This is a genomic window from Paraglaciecola sp. L1A13, assembly GCF_009796745.1.
Lineage (GTDB): Bacteria > Pseudomonadota > Gammaproteobacteria > Enterobacterales > Alteromonadaceae > Paraglaciecola.
Map to the genome: position 1 here is coordinate 1,186,245 of NZ_CP047024.1, position 26,629 is coordinate 1,212,873.

The following is a 26,629-nucleotide window of genomic DNA, read 5'->3' on the forward strand; positions in this document are numbered from 1 at the left end:
CAAAAGTGAGAATTTATTGTGCAATCAGTTCAGATTCTAAGATTAAACTTGAGCATAACTGACTATTTACTAATGACTAAGCTATCAAGTCATGACCCTGTTCAACTTCAACCGAACTCTTTATTTGCTAATTAATAATCGGTTATTTCCTATTTAACAAAACTGCCAAAATGTTGAATAACTTCATGATAGGGGACGAGCAACAAAGTACAGAACTTTGATGCCAAACTTTAAATGTGTCTTAACGAAGCACCGATAAAATTCTTCGTTTAATAGCCACAGGCGTTATAATAATAAACAGTTCGACGTCCTAGTTTAGTCTACAATTTTTTGGCGATATAATAACTATAAATATCCTGCCACTTTTGACTGAAGTTAAGCAACTATTTTAATGTGAGTAAAATGTATGAGAAATGGGTTATGAAATATTTAGTAACTGGGGCCGCTGGGTTCATTGGAAATTATGTCGCGGAAAAGCTTTGCTCGCAAGGTTATGACGTTATCGGGTTGGACAACCTTAACGATTACTATGACCCAAACCTAAAATTGGCACGCCTTAAACGAATCGAGCATTTTGAAAATTTTACATTTGTAAAATTAGACATTTCTGATCGAGATGCCATTGCCGCGTTATTTGTCAAAGAAAAATTTGACCGTGTGATTCATTTGGCTGCACAGGCTGGCGTACGATACTCAATTGAGAACCCAATGGCGTACATTGATTCCAACCTCACGGGTATGGCAACTATTCTTGAAGGCTGTCGCCATAATCACGTACAGCACTTAGTATATGCGTCTTCTAGTTCCGTATATGGTGCAAATAAAAAGATCCCGTTCGCTGAAGATGACCGAGTAGATTATCCTGTGTCGCTATACGCTGCGACTAAGAAAGCTAATGAGCTGATGGCCCATACTTATAGCCATTTATATTCACTACCGACCACCGGGCTGCGCTTCTTCACCGTCTATGGTCCATGGGGAAGGCCAGACATGGCACCATTTCTTTTTACAGATGCCGTCGTCAATGGACGTTCTATTAAAGTGTTCAACGAAGGCAAGATGCAACGAGATTTTACGTATATAGATGACATAGTTGAAGGAATACTGCGTATTCAAAACGTGATACCTAAGCCAAGCGATACCAACACATCAGAAGCTTCACCTTTTTATAAATTATATAACATAGGGAATAACAGGCCCGTAGAGCTAGAGGCGTTTATTAGTTGTATAGAAAATGCAATAGGTAAAAACGCAATCAAAAACTATTTGCCCATGCAAGACGGCGATGTGGTGAGAACCTTTGCAGATATTACTAACTTAGAAAACGAAATAGGCTTTAAACCACAGACAAAATTGCAAGATGGAATAAATAATTTTGTAAAATGGTTTAAAAACTATTATTAGCCTTATACATATAAGTTGAAGTTAACGGGTTTACAGCATACATTTACGCCGTTTTTTTAGGTGTAGATATTTTCAATAAAAATGTATTGATTATAGCGAATAATTTTACCCGTAAAAAGCGGGCAAGAATAATGCAGTCAAATGAGAACATCTCATTAGACAGCGCGACAATGGCTAAGCAGTCATGTCATAATAGTTAAATTTCCCTGCAGTAGGTTAATTGTGGCGAAGGGGAATAATTCCCTGACTGGTTTAATTAAGGTAAAGTACTCTTAATTTGTTACTAAATGTGTGCAGTGACGTGATGTTGGTATTGCCCTTGCTTAAAGTCCGACAGTTTTAAAAGTTATATCTATGTTAGTTAGTTAGTCAACAACATTGAGCGATTCTCTCGTTGTCCAAAGTATATATCGCTACAAGGGAATGAATATTTTAGCCAATAGCGCCTGGATTAAATGCCTAGAGTCGTTTTTACTTCTGCTTAAGTGAGATGCAGAAATAATTTTACAGGTAGTCAAACGAGATGATTCGATGAAATTGGAAGATGTAATAAAGACCAATGTTGGTGGTTTAATCACCGCGTGTATTAGCCGTAAGCAATTAGTAGATTTAATGGTGTGTCGTGTAAAAGATACACGAGAGGCTGAAGAAGTGACACCGCTGGTTATTTTTTCAGCTAACGGTCACAGTATATCTATCGCTAATAGCGACCCTGAAATGGGCAGAATGCTGAACGAAGCAGATATTTTGCACGCCGACGGCCAAAGTGTCGTTAGCTTTTCACGGTGGTTTAGCGATAACGAAATTCCCGAACGTAGTGCCACAACTGACAGCATCCACGACGTGCCGCTGATGTGTGCGGAAACGATTAAACACTTTCTGCTCGGCGCGAATCAAGCAACCATTGAGAAGTGTGACAAAATACTTTCTGACAAGTACCCTAACTTTAACGTAGTTGGCACCCAGCACGGTTATTTTAGTGAGGCTGAAGAAGATCAAATAGTTAGCAAGATTAACGCATCGGGTTGTGAGGTTCTTTGGGTGGGTTTAGGTAAACCAAAAGAACAGCTATTTATATTGCGCAACAAGAGCAAACTTAATGTTCCGGTCATTATTTCATGTGGCGGTTGCTATAACTTCGTTACGGGTGAGTACAAACGAGCACCTGAAATATTTCAAAAGTTTGGTGTAGAATGGTTACACCGAGCATTGACTGAACCACGTAAATTACTCTGGCGATATATAACGACTAATCCTCATGCAATATATTGTGTCATCAAACACCGATATTTTGTTTAAGGGGCAATCGTGAATACAAAAAAGGTTTTATTTTTACACAAGTGGTTTTCTCTGTCGGGGGGCGTTGAACGTGTTCATCAAAACCTTTCTATTGCATTGGCCAACGAAGGGGTCGTTTCCGAATTTTATGTTTATGATATTACCGGTAGTAAGAAAGCCGGATATGAGAAGTTAATTGAAACTAAAATTGCTACGCATCCTAAGCAAAATTCTAGCTTTGTAGCAAAACTACGTCATCTCTTTGCACATATCAAAAAAAATAACATTGACGTTATTATTGCCGCCACCGAGACGGCTAATATACTTGCGGGACTATGTGCTTTAAGGTTCCCCAGCTTATCAGTGATATACACAAGGCATTGTGCCTTTGATGTAAGTGACCAAAAGCTTTCACCGGCGAAAATCAAATTGCTCTATAATTTTTATTCGTTAACAGGCGGCTCAATCGTAACGGTTTCGGGCTCGCTGCAGCAAGAGCTTTTAAAGAATATAAAACTGGGTAGAAAGCATGTGGAGTTTATTCCCAATGCTGTGGTCGATGAACAAGTAGTGGTAAAATCCCTCACTACTACTGATTCATTTGAATCATCGGAATACTTCTGCGCAGTAGGGCGATTAGTTGAGCAAAAAGGTTTCGATATGCTCATTCAAGCGTATGCCAAGGCACGCCAAATTAATGCGGCTTTGCCTAAGCTAATTATCGTTGGTATCGGCGATTTACTTGAAGAGTTACAGACACTCGCTAAATCATTGCAAGTAAACGACTATATTGAATTTTATGGCTTTACAGATAATCCCTATTACATTATTCGTAATGCTCAGGCTTTTATCTTGTCTTCAAGGCACGAAGGTATGCCCACCGCATTGGTTGAAGCGATGTATCTTAATACGCCCGTTATTGCCTTTGATTGCCCAACCGGGCCATCCGAATTAATTGAAAACGGTACCAATGGCTTCTTAGTCGAAGCAAATAATGTAGAGAAGTTAGCAGATGCTATATGTCATTACGAGCAACTACGAGGCAAAGAGATCGCTCACAGTGTTAACGCATTTGAGTATCAAAGTGTTGCACGTCGGTACATTAATGAATTCAGTGGGTAAATAATGGCAAATATCAGCATAGTGCTACATGATTTGCGCGGTGGTGGCGCAGAAAAAATGATGGTGCGCCTAGCGAATCAACTAGCTGAAAATGGCGACAGTGTCGAAATGATTCTGTTAACAGGTGGAGGGGTCAATAAACCGTTTTTGAGTGATTCAGTTACTTTAATCGAGCTCAACGCTGCACGCACTTTATCTGCGTTTTCGCCTTTGCGTAAACGCTTAAAACAATCAAACCCTGATGGTATTTTGTCCGCTTTAACACACGTTAATGTGATAGCGAGTCTTGTCTGTGCCAGCTTAGGTTGGCTAAAGCGTTTATCCGTAAGTGAACGCAATACCTTTTCCCTTGATCGCAAGGTTAATAACGGCGCTGTGATGAAAGCAACATATGCTATTGCCCCTTTCATCTACCGTTTTTTGACTAACCCGGTGATTGCAGTCTCTAAAGGCGTAGCTGACGACCTAGTCGATTGCTCGGTTGTAAGGCAAAAAGACGTTTGCACCGCATCAAACCCGGTAATCACCAAAGAAACTCTCGAAGCGGCCAAGCAAGACGCTAAACACCCTTGGTTAATCGAAAAAGAAGTGAAGACTATTGTCGCTGTTGGTCGTCTTTCTGATCAAAAAGGCTTTGATATGCTCATTGATGCGTTCTCTCTCGTTCTAAATGAGAGAAATGCGCGGTTAGTTATTTTCGGTGAAGGTGAGCTTCGCGAAGACTTGCAGAACAAAATTGAGCAACTCGACATTACACAATCCGTTGATCTTGCTGGTTACACCGACAATCCAATTGCAGAAATAAAACAAGCTGATTTATTCGTGTTGTCATCTCGTTTTGAAGGCAGCCCAAACGTATTAGTAGAAGCCATGTCTGTGGGTTGCAAAGTGGTGGCCTTTGATTGCCCTTCTGGGCCACTAGAAATATTAGACGGCGGGAACATCGCTCCGTTAGTCGAATATAAAAATGTGCCCGAATTAGCTAAAGCTATGCTCGCAGAGCTAGCCACTGAAAACAATCAAATGAATCGCGACCGAATACTGGGCGCTGTCACAAGGTTTAGTGCCCAAAATTCAGCCCAAGAATACCGAAGACTAATTTTTTCACAGTCTAACAACAATAGTATTTTAGGGTAACAATAATGAAAGTTACTATCGATACCTTAAAAAGGGCTTATTTATTTACCACGGTATTCTATTATTTAGGTTTTTTAAGTTTTGTTTCCAAAATGTTAAGCGGTGGGCGAGCAGATAACTTAATGAGTGCCAATGCGTCGGGTAACGCAGCCAAGCAAATAGTCGGTATTTTGTTGCTGCTGGCGGGAATTTACTTGCTACTAAAAATCGACAAAAAATTGTTGTTAAACATGATCATCAAAAGTCTTTGGTGGTGGGTGTTAATCGGCTTCTTCGTGGCTTCTACTTATTGGTCGTATGAGCCAGGTATTACTCTGCGTCGCAGTATCGCTTTTATCACATTGGTGGTAGCTGGATTCTGTATTGCGGCGCATTTTAGTGCCGAATCGCTGATGTACTTTATCGCTAAAGCCATATTCGTAGCGGCGCTTTTAGGGTTGATCTATTTAGTTATATCGCCTAGTGGTGCATTAGGTGGCCATGGCGAAGGCGAACGGGCTAATATGTTTGTCGGCATTATGGGGGATAAAAATGGCGGTGCCCGCTTATATGCCTACGGTATTTTAATTTTGGTAGGTTTGGGTAAATATCGCACGCGTAATAATAAAATTATGCTTGCTGTACTAGGGCTATGTTTGGTATTTGCGAATTCAGCGACCGCCATTGTGATGGTGTTTGCTGGTGTAGGGCTGATTACATTGTTTAAAGTGATGCGCACCCGCAGCCCTAACATTAACCTGCGCCGAGTGATTATTATCACTCTATTGCTGTGCGTTGCTGCTGTCGTGATCTACTTTTTATACGCGTTTTTATTATCACTATTGGGCCGTGACCCAACGCTGACCAACCGTACAATTATTTGGGGGTTGATGGACAAATATATCGAAGCTGAGAATACCCTTGGTTACGGCTTTGGTGCTTTTTGGGCCAGTGATGCAGTATTGGGTTTTGTGGATCGTTGGGGATATATAGGCAATGCTCATAGCGGTTACTACGAAGCTCTGTTAAATGGTGGTTTAGTGGGCTTGGCTTTGGTGGTTATTTTGTCATTAAAAATCGTTAAAGATTTAGTACAAGGTTATATTACCAGCCAAAAAGGTGAGTTACTGGCTGCTTTATTGGCAATTATTTTATTGCAGTGCGTAGTCAACTACATTGCTTTCGTTATTATTAATCACAACAGCGCTGATATGTTGCTTTATACGGTCATTTCGTTTGTTGGCATGCTGTCTGTCACAAGCAATGTAAAGAATGTCCGTTCGCAGCATTCGCAAGTTTCATCGACAAAACCTCAAAAATATCTTACTAATAAGAATTCAACAATATGATGTCTGTTAATAAACCTCAGCCAATGACTGTAGACGTTTCCGTGGTTATACCTGCGTTTAACTGTGCTGCGAGTATAGAGAAAGCTTTAGCATCCGTGTTCATGCAACGGGCTTTGCCTAACGAGGTGATTATTGTTGATGACGGTTCAACAGATGATACCCAGCAAGTTATCGCAAACAGCGAATTTGCCGAGCGTGTAACTTACGTAAAACAACAAAATTCCGGGCCTTCTAAAGCACGTAATCATGCGATTTCGTTGGCCACTTCAACCTGGATTGCATTTCTTGATGCTGATGATTTATGGGTCCACCAAGACAAGCTACGCTTGCAAATAGAGCTAGCAACTAAACATATCGATGCCGTATTGGTTGATAGCTATGCCACTGTTGATTGGCATGGTGAGCGCGAAATGACCATTTCACGCAAGAAAAGCGGCAAGGTGTTCCAGCAGTTTTTATATAGCAATGTGATCAACGCGACCTCTTCGGTTTTAGCGAAGCGCGCCAGTATTTTAGCGATAGGCGGCTTTGTAGACGATCTACGATTCGGTGAAGACAGATTGTTATGGGCGCAATTGGCTATAGCTGGTGAAGTGCATACATTACCTATTATTACGGTAAGTAAGTTTAACGAGGAGGGGAATTTAACCTCAAAAGGCGATAAAAATTATCATTATCGCGTGGACTTGGTAAAGCGGCTATTAAGGCTTACAAATGTGGATGAAAAAGAACTTGCCGATATATGGTTCGCGAACATAAAAGATTTTTTGCGTTTAAGTTTCAAAGTTAATGACACCGGCAGTTACTTAACCATATTCAAAGATACGCTTAGCCATACGGGTAAAAAAATATGGTTGACTAAATATGGATTGCTAGCGGTATATGCCAAAGTATTTAGTAGTTTTAAGCCGTTAGTATCAAGTAAACCCAATTAGTTAAATCATTGCTAGAAGCGCACCTCCCTCGAGGATTTAACTTATTTGGGCAGCTTTCTCGCTAACGGTCATATCCAATCTTATTACTTTATTCATGGCCTATACTTCAGGGACGCTTTGGCCAATATATCCTCCTTTAAGGTAGTTGCTGTCGCGTTTCCTGAGTGTTATTTTCTCTGAATAGTACCTTACTACGTGGCGCCTTTTCACTGAAGCTGCGAAAGACAAGCCTTCGAGTCGTATACGCCACTATTAGAACGTGTAATTAAATAACTCAATTTCTTCGCGATAAAATTTAGCAATTAAATCAATGCTTTCTTGATCAAAGTCTTTGCTTGGATCGCTTTTTTGACCTTCAATTTTATGAGGCAAATCAATACTACCTAAGCCCATATTGGAGCTGATTTGGTTAAAATCGGCTGCGAGAGTTTCGAATTTACCAACAAAATCCATTGCAATATTGCCTTTATAATCCTTTAACCAGTATGTTTGGGGGCGCAAAAAGCCAGTTCCTGCGAATTTTTTCATGAATTGGGCAAATGATAAGTCGGAGTCTATGCCATAATTTTTTTGATGAATTGGGTCGCGCATGGCATTTTTGTACCACGAGTGAGCTCTGTGCCATGGGTTTCTAACAAAAGTAAACTTATAATAACTTTGGTATTGCTCACTATTAAGCGTTAATCCATTGTTAGGGTTTGCATGACTTCTAAACCCTTCACGAACACGGCGAATGTAATCTTTGATGTTTTCTGCGTTTTTGAATACAGCGGGTTGCAAACCAGGTTGCTCGATCATTCTGATACTTCTATGGTCTTGACCTGATCGTCCTTCGTGGCCGTCAAAATGCCCTAAGACGTTCTCTACACTGGTACCCGCACATTTTGGTATATGAATAAAAATGCATTTATGTTGATGAGAAATCATCCGTAATCCTTGTATTATTTTAAAGGGATAAGGCTATATTTAGGCCATTGCAATGCTTTGTGTTTGTTTTGTTAACTCTGAGTTTATCTATCTACCTTTGTTCGCGATAAATTTATACCGAGTGTTAACAGCCATTGCATTTACAGCGTGCATTATTACTTTTTTGCTTGAACAAAAATAGGTGGGCTAGGGAGTTTTATCGGCTTATGTGTCTATTTGATGGCTGGTGTTGCTAATTTTCGCAATCAATAGCCACTATGCATTCTCATCTTTATCCTTAATTAATTGTCAGAATTTTGTAAGTGAAATATAGTAAATAAATAGTTGTCGATACCTATTTGAACAATAAAATAAATTGTTAATTTGTGAGCTATATTTAGAGTTATTTTACAGTGAAAGTTTGCTTTATCGTATCTTCAATACTTCAACACTAGGAAGAATATAATGAACAACGTAGCACCAAATTCACCCTTCAGGTTTATTTTATTATTCACTTTACTCAGTTTTTGCCATACCTTATCTGCCACTATTATCAGTACAGCGGTGACAGTTGATTCTTATACTGTTAATTATCCTGAGCCAGACCAGGCTTGGAGGGAATCCCAGTCAGGAACGCAAAGAGCGAGCACTAGCACTCGTTCAACAATTTATGATACCAGCGTCTATGCTGCTACGGAGATTTTTGCACGTAACCAAGGAGTGGCTTTTTTAGCAGCTTGGAAGTACCAGGCTAGCGCAGCTACCGGTAGCGCAGTAATCAGTTATCAAGTGGAAAATAATGCCTCAAGTGCTCGACAATTCAATTTACGTTTTAGCCCTTTATTCGGCTTTCTGACTGCGTATTGTGCAGATCCTGATGGTCAATTTGATTTTGACTCAGGAAGCTCTTTGGCTTGTGGCTCTGACGATTATGCTACATCTGGTTATAACGCTCAAATATGGCTTAACGATGAGTTAATTTGGTCGAGTATGGCCAGTTTACGTTCAGACATAAATGGTGTGAGTCTTAAGACCGACGGGGCTGTGTTAGGGAATTTTGATGCGCAGGCGTCAACCTATGGCTGGGATACTCAGTGGTTTGATTTGCCTCTAGATGTGTTTCAACCGAGTGAACAGTTCAACTTACGTTACAGCGTCGATGTGTTAGTCGATGGGCGGGCTAGCTTGCAAGGTGCGGTTGCTTGTGAACCTTTTGATTGTCCTTATCCAGATAACGTCGCCTTTGTCGAGTATGGTACTCCCGAATTTTTAGAACATTCCGATCAGGTATTTCAATTTTCATCTAGTGCATTGGCGGTTGGGGAGCCCGAAAATTTCGGGCTTATCATCCTTGGTGGGATTATGTTGGCTAGATTGTTCGGAGGTCGTAAACCGGTTGATCATGCTGAGTAGTATGTCACTATTTAAAGACAAGCTAATTGGAATAGGCACGCCTATTCCATCTTATTTTTCAGCTGCGGCCGATTAAACAATAATTTTACTGGTTGCGTTTTAGACAGTTTACTTGCAATAAAGCCAATAATCATTGCCAGCACAACAGCCGCTAGAATATTTGCCGTGAATGAGTAAAGCCCGAGCTTGAGAAGTACCATTCTTGTTGCAGCCGGAAACGCAAAATGTGTTAGGTATATAAATAGGCTGATGCTACCGATATAGACCCAAAATTTAAAAAACACATTATTTTTAAGTAATAATTCAACTCGATAACACATAATCAAAAATGCTAACGACATGGCAACCGAAATAAATGGTTTCGAAAATGGATGAAATTCACCTCTATATAGCGCGAGTAGAAAGCCAAACCCTATAAAGAAGATAGGACCTAACAACGATAGCTTTTGGCTTTTTATTATACCGATTAGCTCGTTACCTTTATAAAAACCAAGTGCATAAAAGAGATATATCCAACCAAACCGTTCAAAAATACTGCCTTCAAACCAGCCGAAAAAAGCACCATTAACTAAATTAATGATCAGTGCTGCGCTCAATACTAAGGTTGGCGGTTGGTTCCTCAATAACAGTGTTACCGCATGTGAAAGGGCGAGTGCATAAATAAACCAAATTGTTGGTACAGGATCCCATAAGATAAACAGAATTTCATTTGCGGCCATATTTGTATTGGTAAGACTGTTTGAAAGTAACCTCACTAAATAAATAATGATGCTCCAAACTACATAGATATAAGCCCAATCCAACAGCTTCGACTTGTTTGCTTGTACCGATTTCTCGTTAATAGAGCGTCTAATTAACATGCCCGAGACCATAAAGAACATCGGCATTAACCAGCTTCTAAAAAAATTTGTTAGTGCCAGAACGGTTTCGGTATCATGCTGAAAGCTGTTTAAAATACCCTCGCAAGTGTGGTACATGACGACTAGACAAATACCGAGACCCTTAGCCAAGTCAAGCCAGGCATGCCTTTCACTGAGTTGTTTTTTGAGTGTTTGCATGTTTTATTCGCTTTAGTTTAAATAGACAGTGGTGCTTCATTTGATTAAATGGACTCGCACTTTAATAAAATTTTTATAAGTAGAATTTTATTTTTCAGCATGATTAAAATACTACATCAGGATATTGTAATACTTCATCATTGCAAGCCAATTTTTATTGGGGTCACATGGCGAAACATTGCCAAATTGCTCTAAATTCTTAAAAGTGTGTAGTTTGTTTAGATTAGAAAAGGTTAAGTGGTTTTTTTTTGAGCGCGATTACGTAAAGACAGATACCAGAATCCTGAAATAAAGAAATCCAGTTGGATTATTCATCGAACTGGATTTCAATTTTTTTATGCGAATAAATTTATTCACACTTTTTATATATCTTACTTACGGCGTAATCTAAAGATACCAGCCGCTGCAGCTAATAACACTAACAAGGTACCTGGCGCTGGTACATCGGTAGGTGCAGAGATTGAATCTGCTGCTGAAACAAACGTGAAACGTACCGCGTCTGCAATAATATTTTGACCTGAAGTTGAATTGCTGTCGTCTAACTTCACAAAAGCACCGCTAAGGTCAAAACTGTAGTCACCTAGGTCATTCCAAACGCTACCGTTTAATAATTGGTTTACCGTTGTGCTTAAGACTGTAGAACCAGAGTCAATGGTAACCGCGGCATTGCTTGCCCGAGTAGGTCCTGTCGTCCAAAGCATTTCTACGTTCCATATACCCGCAACCCAGTCAGTGCTGCTAGTTGGATCCCAAATAGCAAAATCACCAGATACGTTTCTAGCATCTGCCATATAGTTAGAACCAATAAAGCCAGATTCATAAGTACTGTATGTTAAACCACTAGAGGTAAAACCTGCATCAGTGTTGTCTACGGTGATAATTGTAGCGTTAGCCGCGACTGAAGCGGTTAATAATGCACATGCCGCTAAAGTACTAAAAATACCCTTTAATTTCATATTCAGTGTTTCCTACTGATTTCAAGTTAATGTATTGCTTATACCGATACTTGTTATTGAATAACTTTATATTTACGGTACAAAACAACTAAATGTGTGATTTACACCATGCATTATTTATGCCTTTTAAATAAATTTCTTTTTATTCAGTAGCTTGAGTTAGTAAATCGCTTTTTTTATTCTCAGGTGTAAATTTATTTGACAGTTGTCGGTAAGTAAAGTTCTCTTTTGGGGCATTGGTTCTAGGGCACGCCCATACTGGTCTGGGTAATAAATTACTCTCTGACTGGGTTGCCAAAAATGATATGGTATTTTTAAGGGAATAAGCTTCTTTATAATGAGTGGCTGAGGATTGAATAAACAACTTCTAAGTTGAACCTAGAATATAGATTTAAATACAACTTCACTCAAATAACCTGTATCCGACTTTAAGATTTATATGTTTAACAGGGCGCTGCTTTAATCGCCGTTTTAATAGAATTGCCAGTTTGAGGCGCAATATTTTGTTTCGCGTTCAGGCTTAAGGTAGGGGATGAGCAAGTTGAAAATAAATGTGTAAATAGAGGGTGCCAATGTTATTACAACATCGGCACGTTTTCATCCGCCAGACACTTCAAGGGTTGAGGAGCCCCCTTCGATTGCATTGACTATTTCGCCTTCCAGATAATAACTTAGGGTTTTTCCGGCTGATACGGATATATGATGAGCGTCTTTATAGAGAATTTCGCCATCTTTGGTACCACCACATTTGTCGTCCTCACAGAAAAAACTATCTAGGGCTATCAAGTTTTTACTCGGATAAAGCATGGCCTCAAAGCGTGTTTCCATGCGTTGGTCTCATGGCGCTTTTGCTGCGGGTAAAAAATCGGTAAGGTATTGTGCTCGTTCACAATAACTTTAAGCAGAGGAATGCAAATGTTGAAGTCGAAAATGAAATTAGTCATTGTGCTAGTGGGCACCTTTTTGTGCTTAATCGTTGGGGTAGGTAATGCTAAAACCATTGGCGAATTCACGCAAAAAATGGAGCACAAAAGTGGTTTTTTCGACTTTTATTATGATGGGGAAAATGACAAAGTCTATTTACGGGTTGATAAGCTAGATCAGCCGTTTTTGTTTCAAAGTAGTTTGCCTCAGGGCATTGGCTCCAACGATATCGGCCTTGATCGTGGGCAACTCGGCGAAACCCGTTTGGTCGAATTCCAGCGCTTTGGCAATAAGGTGATGCTCAATCAACTCAACACTGCCTACCGTGCAAGTTCAGGCAACCCTGCCGAGCAAGCAAGTATCGATGAAGCTTTCGCCGATTCTGTGATTGCAGGTTTGCCCGTTGTCGCCGCAGACAAAAATACTGTGCTGGTGGATTACACCGCGTTTTTATTTACAGACATACATCAAATAAGTGACCGCTTGGCTGCGACCAAGCAAGGCACTTATAGCCCTGATGCCGGTCGCAGTGGAGTATACCTAAAACGCAGTAAAGCGTTTGTGGATAACACCGAGCTCGAGTCATTAGTCACATTCGCAGGCACAGGCCCTGGTGAATTTGTTGAACAAGTGACCCCTGCACCTAAAAGCATTACCGTGCATTTGCATCATTCACTTATTCGTTTGCCCGATGATCAATACCAGTCGCGTAAATTCGTGCCAAATTCAGGTTATTGGGCGGCGGGTTATCAAGATTATTCAGCGGCTCTTGACCAAAGCATGAGTAAGCAGTTTATTCCTCGGCATCGCCTAACTAAGAAAACCCCTAACGCTAAGGTTAGTGAAGCGGTTGAGCCAATCGTGTATTACCTTGACCCAGGTATTCCTGAGCCCGTTTTAGGCGCGTTACTTGATGGTGCAAGTTGGTGGAACCAAGCATTTAGTGACATTGGCTACAAAAATGCTTTTCAAGTGAAAATACTACCCAATGGCGCTGACCCAATGGATGTGCGCTATAACGTTATTCAGTGGGTGCATCGTGCCACAAGAGGCTGGTCTTACGGAAGTTCTGTGGTTGACCCACGCACGGGTGAGATCATCAAAGGTCATGTGACCCTAGGCTCGTTGCGCGTACGCCAAGATTACTTAATCGCTCTTGGACTAACCAGCCCCTTTAAAAACGATTCAAATGGTCAAAGTACCAATACTGAAACGCAAAAAAATATGGCACTGGCGCGTATTCGTCAGTTGTCTGCCCATGAAGTGGGTCATACCCTAGGCATTGCTCATAACTTTGCAACCAGTGAATATGGTCGCGAGTCGGTTATGGATTATCCGCACCCAAAAATCACCTTAAAAGATGGTCAAATTAGTTTACAAGGTGCTTACGCCACAGGCATGGGCGCGTGGGATGATTATGTGATTGCTTATGGTTATCAGAATTACCCCAATCCACAAGAAGAAGCCAAAGGTTTGGATACGTTGGTCAGAAAAGCTCGAGCTAGCGGTATGGGTTATCAGTCTGATCCTGATGCGCGGCCATTACATGCTGCGAATCCGTCGGGTAGTTTATGGGATGAGGGCAGTGATGCCGTTGCTGAACTTATACGTATCAGCGAAATACGCAAAGTCGCCCTAAGCCAGTTCGGTATTAATAGCATTCCTAGCGGCAGTACGTTGTCTTCTCTAGAAGAACGCCTTGTGCCCATTTACTTATTGCATCGATACCAACTTGATGCAGCGGCAAAACTATTAGGTGGTGTTGAATACGAGTACGAAAGCAAAGGCGATTATGCCGAGCCAAAAGGCGCACAAGTTGTTAGCGCTGACGCGCAAAAAGGTGCTTTGAGTGCGTTACTTGATACTATGCAGCCCGATTATTTACGTGTACCTGCGCATATTATCGACCTTATTCCCCCTAAAGCTTATGGCGAGTCACGTAATCGCGAAAGTTTTAATGGGCGTACTGGGTTAACGTTTGATCCGGTGTCGGCTGGGGAGTCTGCGGCGAATTACACCTTGAGCCTGTTACTACAACCCCAGCGTTTAAATCGTCTAGCGCAGCAATACAGCATGAATAAAGACTTGCCAAGTGTGAACAGTGTTATTGCTACATTATTAACGCGCAGCCTTAAACAAGATAGTGACAACCAACTTGCACAGCGTATTAATTACGTGGTGCTAGATGGCTTGGTAAATGTTTTGTCTAACCCAGAGCTTGGACCTGAAGTTGAAGGCGCAATTGAGTTGCAACTGCGAGACTTAACTAAGTGGCTAGATAGCCTGAAAAAACGCGGACAAAACCGTGTATTGGCCGAACAGTTAAATCAGTTTTGGCAAACAGGCCAATGGCCGTCGCATTTTGTAGCTAAGCCCTTACCACCAGGTTCTCCTATTTAGGACCGACTTTGAGGGCGTGCAGCTATTGGCGTTGAGTGTTGTCGTTGACACTTAATGCTGGGCAGCGGAATTGAATAACAAGAAATTGACGATTAGTGGGAGCATAAAACGTTATATCGACAAGGTGAGACTTTTATTCTCCTTGTCGTTTTTCGACCTGTGAACGAAGCCATTTTCGAGCGTCTGCTTCATCCTCAAAAAATGCATGCTTGAGAGTAGTTTGTTGATAAATCTTTTCCCAGAACTGTTCAGACATACCTTTGTATTGCACATCATCGAATACCACAGCAGTGGCGATTAGATTCATGTTCTCGGCTTGTTTAATCGCTTCAACCATCATGCTTGATGCTTCAGGAGGTAACAAAGGCTCGCCGCTTAAAATGGTTAAACTGGCCCAGGGATTAACGCACAATTGCTCCCTGTAATGATGTATTTCACGTTGATAGCGAATGACCATCTCTGTATTGGCCGGTCCCCGGCCACGTATGACGAGTAAGCCACCTTCAATCGCAATACTCAGTGCGCCATGTGCAGGGAAGTTCCTATTTACCATTGTGCATTCCTTTGATATTTATCAATTTACTTAATAGGTATAACACAATTTTCGAGACGGAACATATAGTTGTTTGCCACTAAATAGTGGCGGAAAACTTCTGCCTAGTTGCTAAACCGAGGTACACATCAAACACCATGCATATATGGCGCAGCAGCAACTGTGCCTTGTAAGCGATGCAAATAGCATGGGATAAATTTACTACCATCTGATCTTCTATAAATGGACGCAGTTTATCTATTTCATCGGCAAAATATTTGTCGAAATCGATACCGAATTTTAACGATATTGCGGCTTTATCAACTGTGAGGTTACACATAATATCGCTGATTACATGTTGACGTATATGGTCATCTTTACTGAGTACGAGTCCTTTTTCAGGGGCTGCTTTATCGTGTTCGATTGAATAATAGTAACCATTGATATCTTTATGATTTTGGCTGTAACTGTCGCCAATAGCGCTTATGGCCGACACACCCAAGCCTAATAAGTCAGAGTCGGCCTCTGTGGTGTAGCCTTGAAAGTTGCGGGTTAACGTTTTGTTGTGTTGAGCCTTAGCCAGTTCGTCGGTGGGCAAGGCAAAATGGTCGATACCAATAAATTGATAACCGTAACTGCACAGTGTTTCGATCGCTAGGCGCATTAGTACCAATTTTTGCTCTGCATTTGGCAGTGCATCAGCGGGCAGTTTGCGCTGGGCCGCGAACCGTTCAGGTAAATGGGCATAACTGAAAAGAGACACCCGTTCAACTTGCATCTTGTGCACTGCTTCTAAGGTATTAGCGAAGCTTTCTGGCGTCTGAAAAGGCAGGCCGTATATTAAATCAAGATTCACTGAACGAAAGTTACGTGCTTTGGCGCGGGTGACTAATGCTTCTATCAGTTCGGTAGATTGAACGCGATTAATGGCCTTTTGCACCTTAGGATCGATGTCTTGTAAACCAATACTGAGTCGATTAAATCCTATGTCAGCCATGGTATCAATGCGCTCGCACGTCATGTCTCTTGGGTCGACTTCTATTGCTAGCTCTGCGTCGCTGGTGAAGTTGAAGTGTTTTTTAAGGCCGTCTATTAACCGTTTCAATTGTATGTCATTTAAAAAATTAGGCGTACCACCGCCTAGATGCACCCGTGTTACAGGCTTATGGCCCATGTATTGTGCTTGTATTTCGACTTCTTTAATTAGGTAATCCAGATAAACGTCGGCTTTTGATTGCAGTCGCGTAACAACTTTAGTGCATCCGCAGTAGTAACACAGCTTATGGCAAAAGGGGATGTGCACATACAAAGATAGGGTTTTGTTGTTACTTTGCTCAATTGCTTTTAGTAAGTCTGGTTTGCCAAACTTAGGGGTAAAATTCAACGCAGTTGGGTACGAGGTGTATCGAGGGCCACGGGCTGGGTATTTTTTTAATAAAGCAGAGTCAAATATAACAGATGAGTGCATAAAGTGTGCTCGCAAGTAAATCGGGGTGAATGAAAAGTAACCCTGCGAGTTTAGTAGAAGTGCAAATTAGAAAATTGATCTAGAACAATAAATACCAAGGCTAAAATGGTATTCAGCCTTGGTATTTATTATTTTTTTGCGGGCTTAAAAGTTACCCTTTGAAACCAAAGAACTTATTTTTTATTATTTCTTCAGATGCACCCTCTGGCAGGGAGTTTTCCCAATCTCCGCGACCATTACTTAGCTGTTTCAATACATCTCGAGAAAATATTTTAAACAGTTGATGATCACTGCAATCAATACCCTGAATAAAGTTATTTTCTAGCAAGTGGCGGTATAAAAAGCGCAAGTGTTCAGGGACTTTTACCGATATAAAGTCATGTAATTCACCGTGTTCGTCGAGCTCAGGGTAAACGAACAAGCGGGTGTTATCAGGGAATAGCTTACCAAAGCCTTCTAAAATTCCACCTTCAACGCCACGATAAGATTCTTCATCGAAGATTTGCTTGATGTTGATCATGCCAACAACAATACCGATCTGTAACTTGGTGTATTGTCTAAAATACGCTCTGAGCGAGAAATAACGAGTGTAATCTGACACCATCACGTTATAACCCAAAGAGTTAAGTAACTGTACACGAGCGATAATATCTTTAGATGGTACTTTCGCGTCATTACCGCGGCTGTCGTTGAGGGTAATTTCAGCAATGGCCATAGTATTACTAGGTTCAACGCCAGGTAACTTGTTAAACGCCAACTGACCTTGCTCAATCATGTCTACATTAAGTTTGGTCACTGGGCGAAATGAGCCGCGTATGGTTAGCACGTTCTTTTTGTAAAGCATTTCAGCTGGCACGGCGACTGTGCCGTCAGGCTTGAACATGATCGCACGGGTCTTCCAGCTTCTGATCAGGTGAATATTTTTTTCACGGTTATCTACATCTTCAAAATAGGGGCCTTTGAATTCAATGGAGTCAATTTCAATGCGACCCGATTTAATGTTATCGGTTAGTGAATCGATGATTTTCTTTGGATTTTCAAAGTAATAGTAGGCAGCGTAAATCAGGTTAACCCCAATAACACCAAGGGCTTGCTGTTGTGCCTCGGCATTGTCGTCAAGCATGCGCACATGTACTGTGATGTCCGATGGTTCAGCGCCAGGATACATCTGCACACGTATACCACACCAAGCATGGCACTCGCTGACGCGATTAAAGCTTTTGGCTGCCACTGTGGCGGCGTAAGCAAAATAGCGAGATGACTTTGAACGGGTTTCGCCTACGCGATCAATAACCAGAGCAAATTCCTGCTGCACCATGGCGTTTACCCGGGCTTCACTTACGTAACGTCGGTCTTGTTGTACGCCATATATCGCGTCAGAGAATTTCATATCGTAGGCAGACATCGTTTTAGCGATGGTACCTGCTGCAGCCCCTGCCAAGAAAAACTGCCGGGCGACTTCTTGGCCTGCGCCAATTTCGACTATCGTTCCGTATTTCTTTTCATCAAGATTCAGGCGTAATGCTTTGGCGCTGGTATTTCGCGAACTGGTCTGGTTGTCCATGGTTTCTCCAAAAGAATGTATGGGATTGACCCATGTAATGACTGGTTTGTTTGTTACCTGTGCGCATTATACGCACTAAAATAACTTGCTGCGTATAGAACGTGGCTGCTCTTGTAATTTTAAACCCTAAATACAGGTACTTAACGCCAAGCCTAATCAGCTAAGCACGTTTGTTTGTCAGCGCTGAGAACGTTGCGCACGTGATGTAAATCGCCGTCATTTTTCGCTGGCGTAATACCGAGGGCACAAGCCAACAGATTATACACTTCGATATTGTCAAACGTGGGAACATGACTGTGCTTAGCAAAAGCTGGACCATCAGCGATAAACGTGGCGGCCATTTCAGGTGCTTGATTGTCATAACCGTGCGTCGCGGTATGTTGTAATTTAAATGGCTCTGGCAAAGCGCCATTTTCACTGGCATAAACGCTCCAACCGGTGTCCGCTAATAACATTAGGTCGGGTCCGCGCTCTGGGTGGTCAAAATGGTAATTGGCCGGAAACTCGCCGCGTTTGAGTACTCGCAGGTGTTCAATCGGTTGTTGGGTAAGCGCTTGAAATGCACTGTCGACGTGCGTTTTATCGCCATAGAGGTTCAAATAAGGTGCAAATACCGGACGATCCTTTTTGTGCCAGTCAGGAATATTAAAATGCGACCAATCCACCTTAGCGTCTAGGTTAATCACTCGTTCATCCGCTAAATTAGCCATACCGTGATCAGACACTACGACAATATTTGTGTCGTCGCTTAAACCAAGCTTATGTATACCGGCAATTAAATCACCTATGTGTTTATCAACGTTCTGAATGGCATATATTTCTTGGGGGGAATTGACACCATTATCATGTGCGGCGCTGTCTACAGCAGAAAAATACAAGGTCACTAAGTGTGGCCGCTGAGCCTCGGGCTTGGTCAACCATTGCAATACCTCTGTTACGCGTTCGCCGTAATCTTTATTTTGCTTAAAGGGCTTCCAGTAAGTAGGGCGCACATCATCAATAGCCACTTCAGAACCGACCCAGAAATAAGTCGCGGCTTTCACATTTTGCTTTTCAGCTGTGATCCAAATGGGCTCGCCGCCCCACCATTGTGGGTCTTGAATATCCGTTTTACGTGAAAAACCACGGTTAATGGTTCGATCAAAAGGGTAATTTGACACAATCCCGTGATGCTCTGGATGTAACCCTGTTGCCAAAGAATAAAAATTCACAAAGGTTTTGCTCGGCATTGCTGGGGTCAGACTAGTGGCCGTTACGCCTTGTTGACCAAGACTATATAAGTTTGGTGTGTTTTGCTGGTTAATGCTCGCAGGGCGTAAGCCGTCGATACCAATCATAATCACAAAAGGCTTTGTAGTTTGGGCAAATACGAGCCCATTAAGGCCACACGTTAATAAAGCAACAATACAGCGTAAAAGTGTCATAGCACTACCCAAATTTTAAAGTTAAATCGATCAAAGTGAACGCTTTATTGGTTATAACCCTGATGAGTAAAGCCAGCGATACAATACTATAACGAATAATTATGGCTAGCAGTAGACGACCGCAGGAATTTTTTATTATAGCGCCTCTTATTTGCGCTATTTAACGCCCCATTTAACGCCTAGTTTTCGTCAATGGGTGACCTTTTAAATTGTGCTGTGAGTTCTTTCATCGGAAATATAGATTGTTTGAATCTGTTTTAATCATTTTATTGCATTTACCTTTCTCAGCATACTCCATTCCAGCCACAGGACAGGCCGATGAGAGCAGCATAAACAGCCGCTCACGACCCGTAAGTTTGATGTGTAAGTAATAAGCGAAAGCGCGGTTAACTGCCACACATAACTAATAGAACCAAATTGGATCCCATATACATAAATTGCTTGGGATACCTAAGACTCTTTTGGAGAATTAAAATGAAAATAAAAACCACACTTCTCGTTGCCGCAACGCTGTTTAGCGTAGCAAGTATGACAAGCGCTGATACGCTTACTCGTCAAAACGGCGCCCCCGTTGGCGATAATCAGAATTCTCAAACCGCTGGTCCTTGGGGACCCGTGTTGTTGCAAGACAGTCACTTAATTGAAAAACTAGCTGCGTTTGATCGTGAACGTGTACCTGAGCGTGTAGTGCATGCACGTGGTACTGGTGTTCATGGCTACTACGAAAATTACGTAGATTTATCAGATATAACCGTTGCCGCGCCTTTCCAAGGTGAAGACAAAAAAACAGACGTGTTTGTGCGCTTCTCGGCGGTTATTCATGGTCACCAATCACCAGAAACATTGCGCGACCCACGGGGTTTCGCTGTTAAATTTTACACTGAACAAGGAAACTGGGATTTAGTTGGTAATAACTTCCCGATTTTCTTTATCCGTGATGCAATTAAATTCCCTGACATGGTGCACAGCTTGAAGCCGTCACCCGTGACGAATGCACAAAGTGCTGCACGGTTGTTTGACTTTTTCTCACATCAGCCTGAATCGACTCACATGTTGACGCACTTGTTTTCAGATATGGGAACACCAAAAAGCTACTTGAATATGGATGGCTCAAGCGTTCATGCTTATAAGTTTGTGAATAACAAAGGCCAAGTTAAGTACTTTAAATTGACTTGGAAAACCAACCAAGGCCAAAAGAACTTCACTGCTAAAGAAGCACAAGAAATGCAAGGTCGTGACTTTCAACCTTTAACCACCGACATTTATACTCGTATCGGTCAAAACGGTGAAACTGCGTCTTGGGACTTGTACTTGCAAACTATGGATCCTCAGCAGTTAGATGATTTCGAATTTAACCCGTTAGACACGACTAAAATTTGGCCTGAGTCCCTTGTACCAGCTAAGAAAATCGGCAAGTTAACGCTTAATCGTGTACCGGATAATTTCTTTGAAGAAACAGAGCAAGCTGCATTCGCACCAAGCAACTTAATACCAGGTATTGAGCCGTCAGAAGACAGAATGTTGCAAGGCCGTTTGTTCTCTTATGCTGATACTCAGCGCTACAGAATTGGCGTAAACGCTTACCGTATTCCGATTAATGCACCGCGTAATGCCGTGATTAATAACCACGAGCAACACGGTAAATTACGTACCACGAGCAGCGCACGTGACGTTAATTATCAGCCAAGCCGACGTTTAGACTTGAATGACGATAATCAGTACAAATATGCACAAACGCCTTTAGCGGGCACAACACAACAAGCGCCGTTTTATAAGCAGCGTAACTTTGCTCAGGCCGGTGAGAAATTCCGTTCATTTAGTAAGGTTGAGCAACAACACTTGATTGAAAACTTAGGTACCACGCTAGCGGGCGTGCCAGAAGAAGAGATCCGAGTGATTATTAGTGCATATATGTACAACGCAGATAAAAACTACGGCACCGGTGTGGCTAAGTTTGCAAGCGCTCCGCTTAAGAAAGTGAAAGCGACCGCAAAACAGTTACTTGAAGTACAAGCTGAGCGTGAAAAACATGCGAAGAAAGTGGCAGATGATTTCAGCCGCATTTATTACAACGCAGATTTGTAAGCTCTGTTTATCGCCACCCCTCGAAGCGTTGTTTCAATCGTAGGGGAGGGCGATAGCTAATCACGGCGTGTTATGTGCAAGACGTAACAAGACACGCCGTATTTCTTTAGTCACTTTCACATCATTTAACTATTTAACTATTTAACACAGGATTTAGTCATGAACGCCATTTTATCCACCTCTATAAAAAGCCTAGTGGGCGTTATGTTTTTTGTTACCGCGTTATTAACAAATGCGCAGCCTGTTGATAGTGAACGCTTACAGACGTTATACTTCGACGCCGCTCGCCAAGGTGACGTGTCAACCCTAAGTGCTTATTACGCTGCTGGACTAAGCATGAACGTGGCGGATAAAAAAGGTTACACGGCTCTGATACTTGCTGCTTATCACGGGCAAACTGACACTGTTACTTATCTGCTCAGTCAAGATAGTATCAATGCGTGTCAGGAAGATAACTCAGGTAATACCGCGTTAATGGGCGCTATATTTAAAGGCAATTTTGGAGCAATCAAAGCATTGATTAGTGCTGATTGTGATGTAAATCAAACAAACGCTAATGGCCAAACTGCCGCCATGTTTGCCACGTTGTTTAATCGTACAGAGACGATTACTGCGTTAACCGAAGCAGGAGCAGATCTCACTGCTAAAGATGGCTCAGGTAATAGCCTAGTCGATATCGCCTTAAGCCAAGGTAATTATGAATTAGCTGAAGATTTGGCTAAAAAACGTCCAGTTAATTAAATCTTACCAATTCAACGTAGCCCTTGTCCCATCTAGGCCGTTTTGAAAATAGGTCGTACCAGTGCCAAGGTTTGGCGAATAGTCATACATAAATGCAGGTTAGTTACATTTTCTTTAACCTGACGTTGACAATAACGCGTGTTTGCCATTTTTAGTTGTGTTCGAGTTTGTTATTATCGCCGCCATATTTTAACGTTCTGTTAAATTATTAAACATATTCAGGGAATGAAAGGCGGAGTGCGTTTGTCGCGCTCTATTTCGAAATACGCTAAACAGAGACACGCGCTGTTATGATCATCTTTTTTATCTGTATCACTATATTGATCCTTGGTTATAAGTTTTATAGCCCATTTGTTGAAAAACAAGCAGGGATTGACCCGACTATTGCCACTCCGCAATCTCGCTTTAGCGAAGGTGTGGATTACGTGCCGATTCATCCTGTTCGTGCTTTTTTAATTCAGTTTTTAAACATTGCAGGTGTAGGCCCTATTTTTGGTCCTATATTGGGTGCGTTGTATGGCCCGATTGCGCTCGTGTGGATTGTTCTTGGCAATGTATTAGGTGGCGCGGTTCACGATTATTTCTCTGGTGTGATGAGCATTAAAGAGGACGGCAAAAGCCTGCCTGAAATCGCTGGCCATTATTACAATGTGGTATTTAAAGGCTTTATGCTGATATTTACTGCTATGTTGCTGTTTTTCGTAGGTGTGGTTTTTATTATGAGCCCCGCAGGTTTACTCAGTAACCTGGATTATTTTCAAGACACGTTTTTAGCGAATAATACCTTTTGGGTATTGGTGATTTTGGGGTACTACTTTTTAGCGACTTTGTTGCCTATTGATAAAATTATCACCAGGTTTTACCCTATCTTTGGTTTGTTGATGATAGTAATGACCACGATGATCGCGGTCGCATTATTAATAGAGGCGCCACACTTACCCGTAACAGGGGATTTTATGGCCTATTTTGAGGCCGATCATGCTCATGACTTCTTAACGCCCAACCCTGATGGCCTGCCGACTTGGCCGCTATTATTCGTGACAATTACTTGTGGTGCTATCAGTGGTTTTCACTCTACTCAAGCGCCTATAATCGCTCGCTGTTTAACCAATGAAAAATACGTACGCCCGGTATATTACGGCGCAATGGTATGCGAAGGCATTGTAGCCTGTGTATGGGCGCTAGCCGGAATTGCTGCGTTCCCTGAAGGCTATGTAGGACTTAAAGAATTGCTCGATCAAGGTGGCCCAGGGTTAGTGGTGAACCATGTCGCAAACAGTTACTTAGGTGTATTTGGCGGCATTATGGCGATTATCGCCGTGGCTGTTTTCCCCATCACTTCTGGGGATACAGCGTTTCGTTCATTGCGCTTGACGGTGGTCGATGCGTTTAATATTCCACAAAGTGTGCGTAATCGCTTGTTGCTAGCGATACCTATTTTGACCATTGCTTACTTTATGACGAAACTCGACTTCTCATTGATTTGGCGTTATTTCGCCTTCTCCAACATGTTGTTGTCGACCAGTGTGTTGTGGTTAGCCACCAAGTACTTGTTTGACCGCGGTACCTTTCATTGGATTGCCAGCATACCTGCGGTTATTACTACTGGAGTGACTATCTCTTATATTATGACAGCGGCGATTGGTTTTAACTTATCCCCTGATTTAGGCAAGCCGATTGGTGCAGTTGTCATCGTCATTGGTATGATTTTACTGGTGTTTACCCATAAAAAGCATAAGCCAGTTACGGTGTAATTATTGATTGGCCTAGGCGTTTAGCGAGCTAACGATACTGGTTAGCTAACGCCTAAAAATATTGATATAAATAGAAAGCTAACCTTTGGGTTGGCTTTTTTTATAGATGAAATTTAGGTATTTGAATAAGGCAATATGACGCAATAAAAAAGGGATGTCGAAACATCCCTCTGGGGAAAATTAAGGTTCAAGCGCGATGCCTACACCTTACCCCTTAAAACTGATACTGCACGCCCACATAACCAGCGGCACCTGAAGTGTTATAGGCCGCTATATCTTGGTAATTTGCATCAAAAGCGTTTTCGAGACGGGCACTTAGGCTAATGTCTTGATTTATCGCGTAACGCGCGCTGATATCAAATACTTCGTAGCCTTTGAGCTGAACACCGTCTACTGCATCATGTAATGAGCGCAATGTTGCCGCGAGTTTCCATGTGTCATTGTCGTAGTAAACACTGACACTACCCGAATTACGCGGGCGACGACGGCGCTGCTCACCGGCGGTATCTTCAGTGTCGTTATAGGTGTAATTAGCAGTTACGCCGATAGTGTCTGTTACGACTATATCAGCGATGAGCTCAATACCCTTTGAGCTGCTTTCCCCTAAGTCTTGTAAATAACCGGAGAAGGTGGCTAAGTCAAAATAGATGCTATCTTGAATTTTTTGATCGAAGTAAGTCGCTTCAAATTGTGAGCCAGACGCTAAGGTGTAGGTTAGGCCAACCTCAAAACCTTTGGTGGTTTCTTCTTTCAAGTCAATTTCTGATGCCGGAGCATAGGAAAATGGCCCGGTGTTTAAGCCTATCTCGTATAGGCTTGGCGCTCTGAAGCCGGTCCCGTATGCCCCGCGCAGTTTGAGCTCGTTTTCATCTAGCGCCCAAATATAAGCACTGCTTAAACGATAGCTGGTGTGTTCGCCAAAATCTTCATTGTCGTCATGGCGTACCCCTGCGGTAACAAAGAAGTTGCTCAGCATTTCACTTTGATATTCAACATAATAGCCTCGTTGAATACGCACATCGTCAGTGCTGGTAATCGCTTCTTTTTCCCAGTCGATACCGTACACTAAGCGTGTGTCTTGATTGAGTTCAGTGTTACCTAAGTATTCTGCTTTTTCTGAATAGCCTTTGGCTCCGAATCCGAACTCACCTTGAGTGTAATTATTACGCTCGATAAACATTTTAGACACGGCGAACTCATGCTCGGATGCACCATGAGAATAGTTTGCTGTGGCACGCACATTGGTTTGTTCGAAGTCATTAGTGCAATTATTGCTGGCCGTTTCACCAAAACCACAGTTGTCGTATTCACCATCACTGTCGGTATTACGGGCGACAAAACCAAGTTTTAAATCGTGGGTTGCTTGATAGCCTAATCGGGCATGCAGGGTGGTGTTGTCGTAACCATCTGCGTCTTGGGATTCGTTGTCAGCAACAAGGGAGTTAAAACCGTCGGTTGAAAAGTCAGACGCTGCTACGTAGTAATCGAACTTATCACTTGAGCCGCCTACATCAGCAGCCAAATTAGTGGCATTATAACGACCATACTCTGCAGAGACTTGCCCTGACGGTGCGCCTACACCGTTGGCACTTTCAATATTGATAACACCACCTGCATCAGCACCATAAACCAAACCTTGGCTACCGCGCAGTATTTCAACACGGTTAATATTGCTACTTTGAATTTGGCCAAATTTAGGTGCTACTTGGGTAGCAGTTGGGTCAGATACGTCAACCCCGTCAATGCGTACGAGTGTGCGGTAACCTTCTTCACCACGAATTCTTAAGCTGGTGGCAGAACCTGCACTGCCACTATTGGTAACGCTAATGGATGGTTGCGTGCGCAAAACATCAGCTAGATTTATATAACCTCGGGCTTCAATGTCTTGGCGGGTTATAATTGACACAGATGTGGCAATTTCACGAATTGGCATAGGTACGCGACTAGATACCACTACCATACGTTCGACATTTTTTTCGCTGCTATCGGCTGTAGTTTTTTGAGTCGTTTGCTCTGGCGTTTGTGCGATAGCTGGGCTGGCAGCTAGGGCAATAGAGATGGCGATAGCCAATGATTGGTGTTGCATGTGTGTTCCTCAATCTAATAAAGTTAACGATCGAAGGAGGGGTAAAATGCGTTAATTATTTTAATCTTGCAGCGAAAGGCAGTGACCTAACGCAAAGTTAGGCTTAAAAACCGT

20 protein-coding genes are annotated in these 26,629 nt (G+C 42.1%); 11 read left to right on the top strand and 9 right to left on the bottom strand.

The annotated features are described in order from the left end of the window. Positions 1 to 420: 420 nt before the first annotated feature. The 6 genes from GQR89_RS04855 (at position 421) to GQR89_RS04880 (ending at position 7,204) form a co-directional block, all read left to right on the top strand. Positions 421 to 1,404 (top strand): NAD-dependent epimerase, encoded by a 984-nt coding sequence (locus tag GQR89_RS04855; RefSeq protein WP_158769013.1) that lies wholly within the window; start codon positions 421 to 423, stop codon positions 1,402 to 1,404. Between the two features lie 531 nt (positions 1,405 to 1,935). After that, positions 1,936 to 2,703 (top strand): WecB/TagA/CpsF family glycosyltransferase, encoded by a 768-nt coding sequence (locus tag GQR89_RS04860; protein WP_158769014.1) that lies wholly within the window; start codon positions 1,936 to 1,938, stop codon positions 2,701 to 2,703. Between the two features lie 9 nt (positions 2,704 to 2,712). Beyond that, the gene (locus tag GQR89_RS04865) at positions 2,713 to 3,804 is read left to right on the top strand and encodes a glycosyltransferase (RefSeq protein ID WP_158769015.1); all 1,092 of its coding nucleotides are present in this window, start codon (positions 2,713 to 2,715) and stop codon (positions 3,802 to 3,804) included. Positions 3,805 to 3,807: 3 nt separating this feature from the next. Continuing rightward, positions 3,808 to 4,941: a glycosyltransferase gene (locus GQR89_RS04870; RefSeq protein ID WP_158769016.1), complete on the top strand. Its 1,134-nt coding sequence runs from the start codon at positions 3,808 to 3,810 to the stop codon at positions 4,939 to 4,941. Positions 4,942 to 4,946: 5 nt separating this feature from the next. Further along, positions 4,947 to 6,269 carry an O-antigen ligase gene (locus GQR89_RS04875; RefSeq protein WP_158769017.1) on the top strand — a complete coding sequence of 441 codons (1,323 nt, stop codon included), beginning with the start codon at positions 4,947 to 4,949 and terminating at the stop codon, positions 6,267 to 6,269. Further along, a complete protein-coding gene (locus GQR89_RS04880; protein WP_158769018.1) occupies positions 6,266 to 7,204 on the top strand; it encodes a glycosyltransferase family 2 protein in 939 nt (312 codons plus the stop codon). The genes GQR89_RS04875 and GQR89_RS04880 overlap by 4 nt, the downstream gene beginning before the upstream one ends. 252 nt (positions 7,205 to 7,456) lie before the next feature. On the opposite strand, the gene GQR89_RS04885 is transcribed toward GQR89_RS04880, so the two are convergent. Next, a complete protein-coding gene (locus GQR89_RS04885; protein WP_158769019.1) occupies positions 7,457 to 8,131 on the bottom strand; it encodes a sulfotransferase family 2 domain-containing protein in 675 nt (224 codons plus the stop codon). A gap of 444 nt (positions 8,132 to 8,575) precedes the next feature. On the opposite strand from GQR89_RS04885, the gene GQR89_RS04890 reads away from it, so the two are divergent. Beyond that, positions 8,576 to 9,523 (top strand): hypothetical protein, encoded by a 948-nt coding sequence (locus tag GQR89_RS04890; protein WP_158769020.1) that lies wholly within the window; start codon positions 8,576 to 8,578, stop codon positions 9,521 to 9,523. A gap of 41 nt (positions 9,524 to 9,564) precedes the next feature. Here the strand turns inward: GQR89_RS04890 and GQR89_RS04895 are convergent, their stop codons facing one another. The 3 genes from GQR89_RS04895 to GQR89_RS04905 form a co-directional block, all read right to left on the bottom strand. Continuing rightward, positions 9,565 to 10,581: an acyltransferase gene (locus tag GQR89_RS04895; protein WP_158769021.1), complete on the bottom strand. Its 1,017-nt coding sequence runs from the start codon at positions 10,579 to 10,581 to the stop codon at positions 9,565 to 9,567. A gap of 371 nt (positions 10,582 to 10,952) precedes the next feature. Beyond that, a complete protein-coding gene (locus GQR89_RS04900) occupies positions 10,953 to 11,537 on the bottom strand; it encodes a PEP-CTERM sorting domain-containing protein (RefSeq protein ID WP_158769022.1) in 585 nt (194 codons plus the stop codon). Between the two features lie 597 nt (positions 11,538 to 12,134). After that, entirely contained in the window at positions 12,135 to 12,365 is a 231-nt protein-coding gene (locus tag GQR89_RS04905; RefSeq protein ID WP_233269082.1) for a hypothetical protein, read from the bottom strand. 87 nt (positions 12,366 to 12,452) lie between these two features. On the opposite strand from GQR89_RS04905, the gene GQR89_RS04910 reads away from it, so the two are divergent. After that, on the top strand, positions 12,453 to 14,861 hold the full coding sequence (locus GQR89_RS04910; protein WP_158769023.1) for a zinc-dependent metalloprotease: 2,409 nt from the start codon (positions 12,453 to 12,455) through the stop codon (positions 14,859 to 14,861). Between the two features lie 133 nt (positions 14,862 to 14,994). On the opposite strand, the gene GQR89_RS04915 is transcribed toward GQR89_RS04910, so the two are convergent. The 4 genes from GQR89_RS04915 to GQR89_RS04930 form a co-directional block, all read right to left on the bottom strand. After that, on the bottom strand, positions 14,995 to 15,414 hold the full coding sequence (locus tag GQR89_RS04915; protein WP_158769024.1) for a hypothetical protein: 420 nt from the start codon (positions 15,412 to 15,414) through the stop codon (positions 14,995 to 14,997). 79 nt (positions 15,415 to 15,493) lie between these two features. Then, entirely contained in the window at positions 15,494 to 16,861 is a 1,368-nt protein-coding gene (gene hemN / locus GQR89_RS04920) for an oxygen-independent coproporphyrinogen III oxidase (RefSeq protein ID WP_158769025.1), read from the bottom strand. A gap of 151 nt (positions 16,862 to 17,012) precedes the next feature. Then, positions 17,013 to 18,425 carry a TonB-dependent receptor gene (locus GQR89_RS04925; protein WP_158769026.1) on the bottom strand — a complete coding sequence of 471 codons (1,413 nt, stop codon included), beginning with the start codon at positions 18,423 to 18,425 and terminating at the stop codon, positions 17,013 to 17,015. A gap of 152 nt (positions 18,426 to 18,577) precedes the next feature. Further along, on the bottom strand, positions 18,578 to 19,849 hold the full coding sequence (locus GQR89_RS04930) for an ectonucleotide pyrophosphatase/phosphodiesterase (protein WP_158769027.1): 1,272 nt from the start codon (positions 19,847 to 19,849) through the stop codon (positions 18,578 to 18,580). A 474-nt stretch (positions 19,850 to 20,323) separates the two neighbouring features. On the opposite strand from GQR89_RS04930, the gene GQR89_RS04935 reads away from it, so the two are divergent. From GQR89_RS04935 to GQR89_RS04945, 3 genes are all read left to right on the top strand, one after another. Then, entirely contained in the window at positions 20,324 to 21,934 is a 1,611-nt protein-coding gene (locus tag GQR89_RS04935) for a catalase (RefSeq protein ID WP_158769028.1), read from the top strand. Positions 21,935 to 22,138: 204 nt separating this feature from the next. After that, positions 22,139 to 22,675, top strand: coding sequence for an ankyrin repeat domain-containing protein (locus GQR89_RS04940; RefSeq protein ID WP_370461066.1), 537 nt, complete (start codon positions 22,139 to 22,141; stop codon positions 22,673 to 22,675). Positions 22,676 to 22,965: 290 nt separating this feature from the next. Then, positions 22,966 to 24,429, top strand: coding sequence for a carbon starvation protein A (locus GQR89_RS04945; protein WP_158769030.1), 1,464 nt, complete (start codon positions 22,966 to 22,968; stop codon positions 24,427 to 24,429). Between the two features lie 214 nt (positions 24,430 to 24,643). On the opposite strand, the gene GQR89_RS04950 is transcribed toward GQR89_RS04945, so the two are convergent. Next, a complete protein-coding gene (locus GQR89_RS04950; protein WP_158769031.1) occupies positions 24,644 to 26,515 on the bottom strand; it encodes a TonB-dependent siderophore receptor in 1,872 nt (623 codons plus the stop codon). Positions 26,516 to 26,629: the final 114 nt, after the last annotated feature.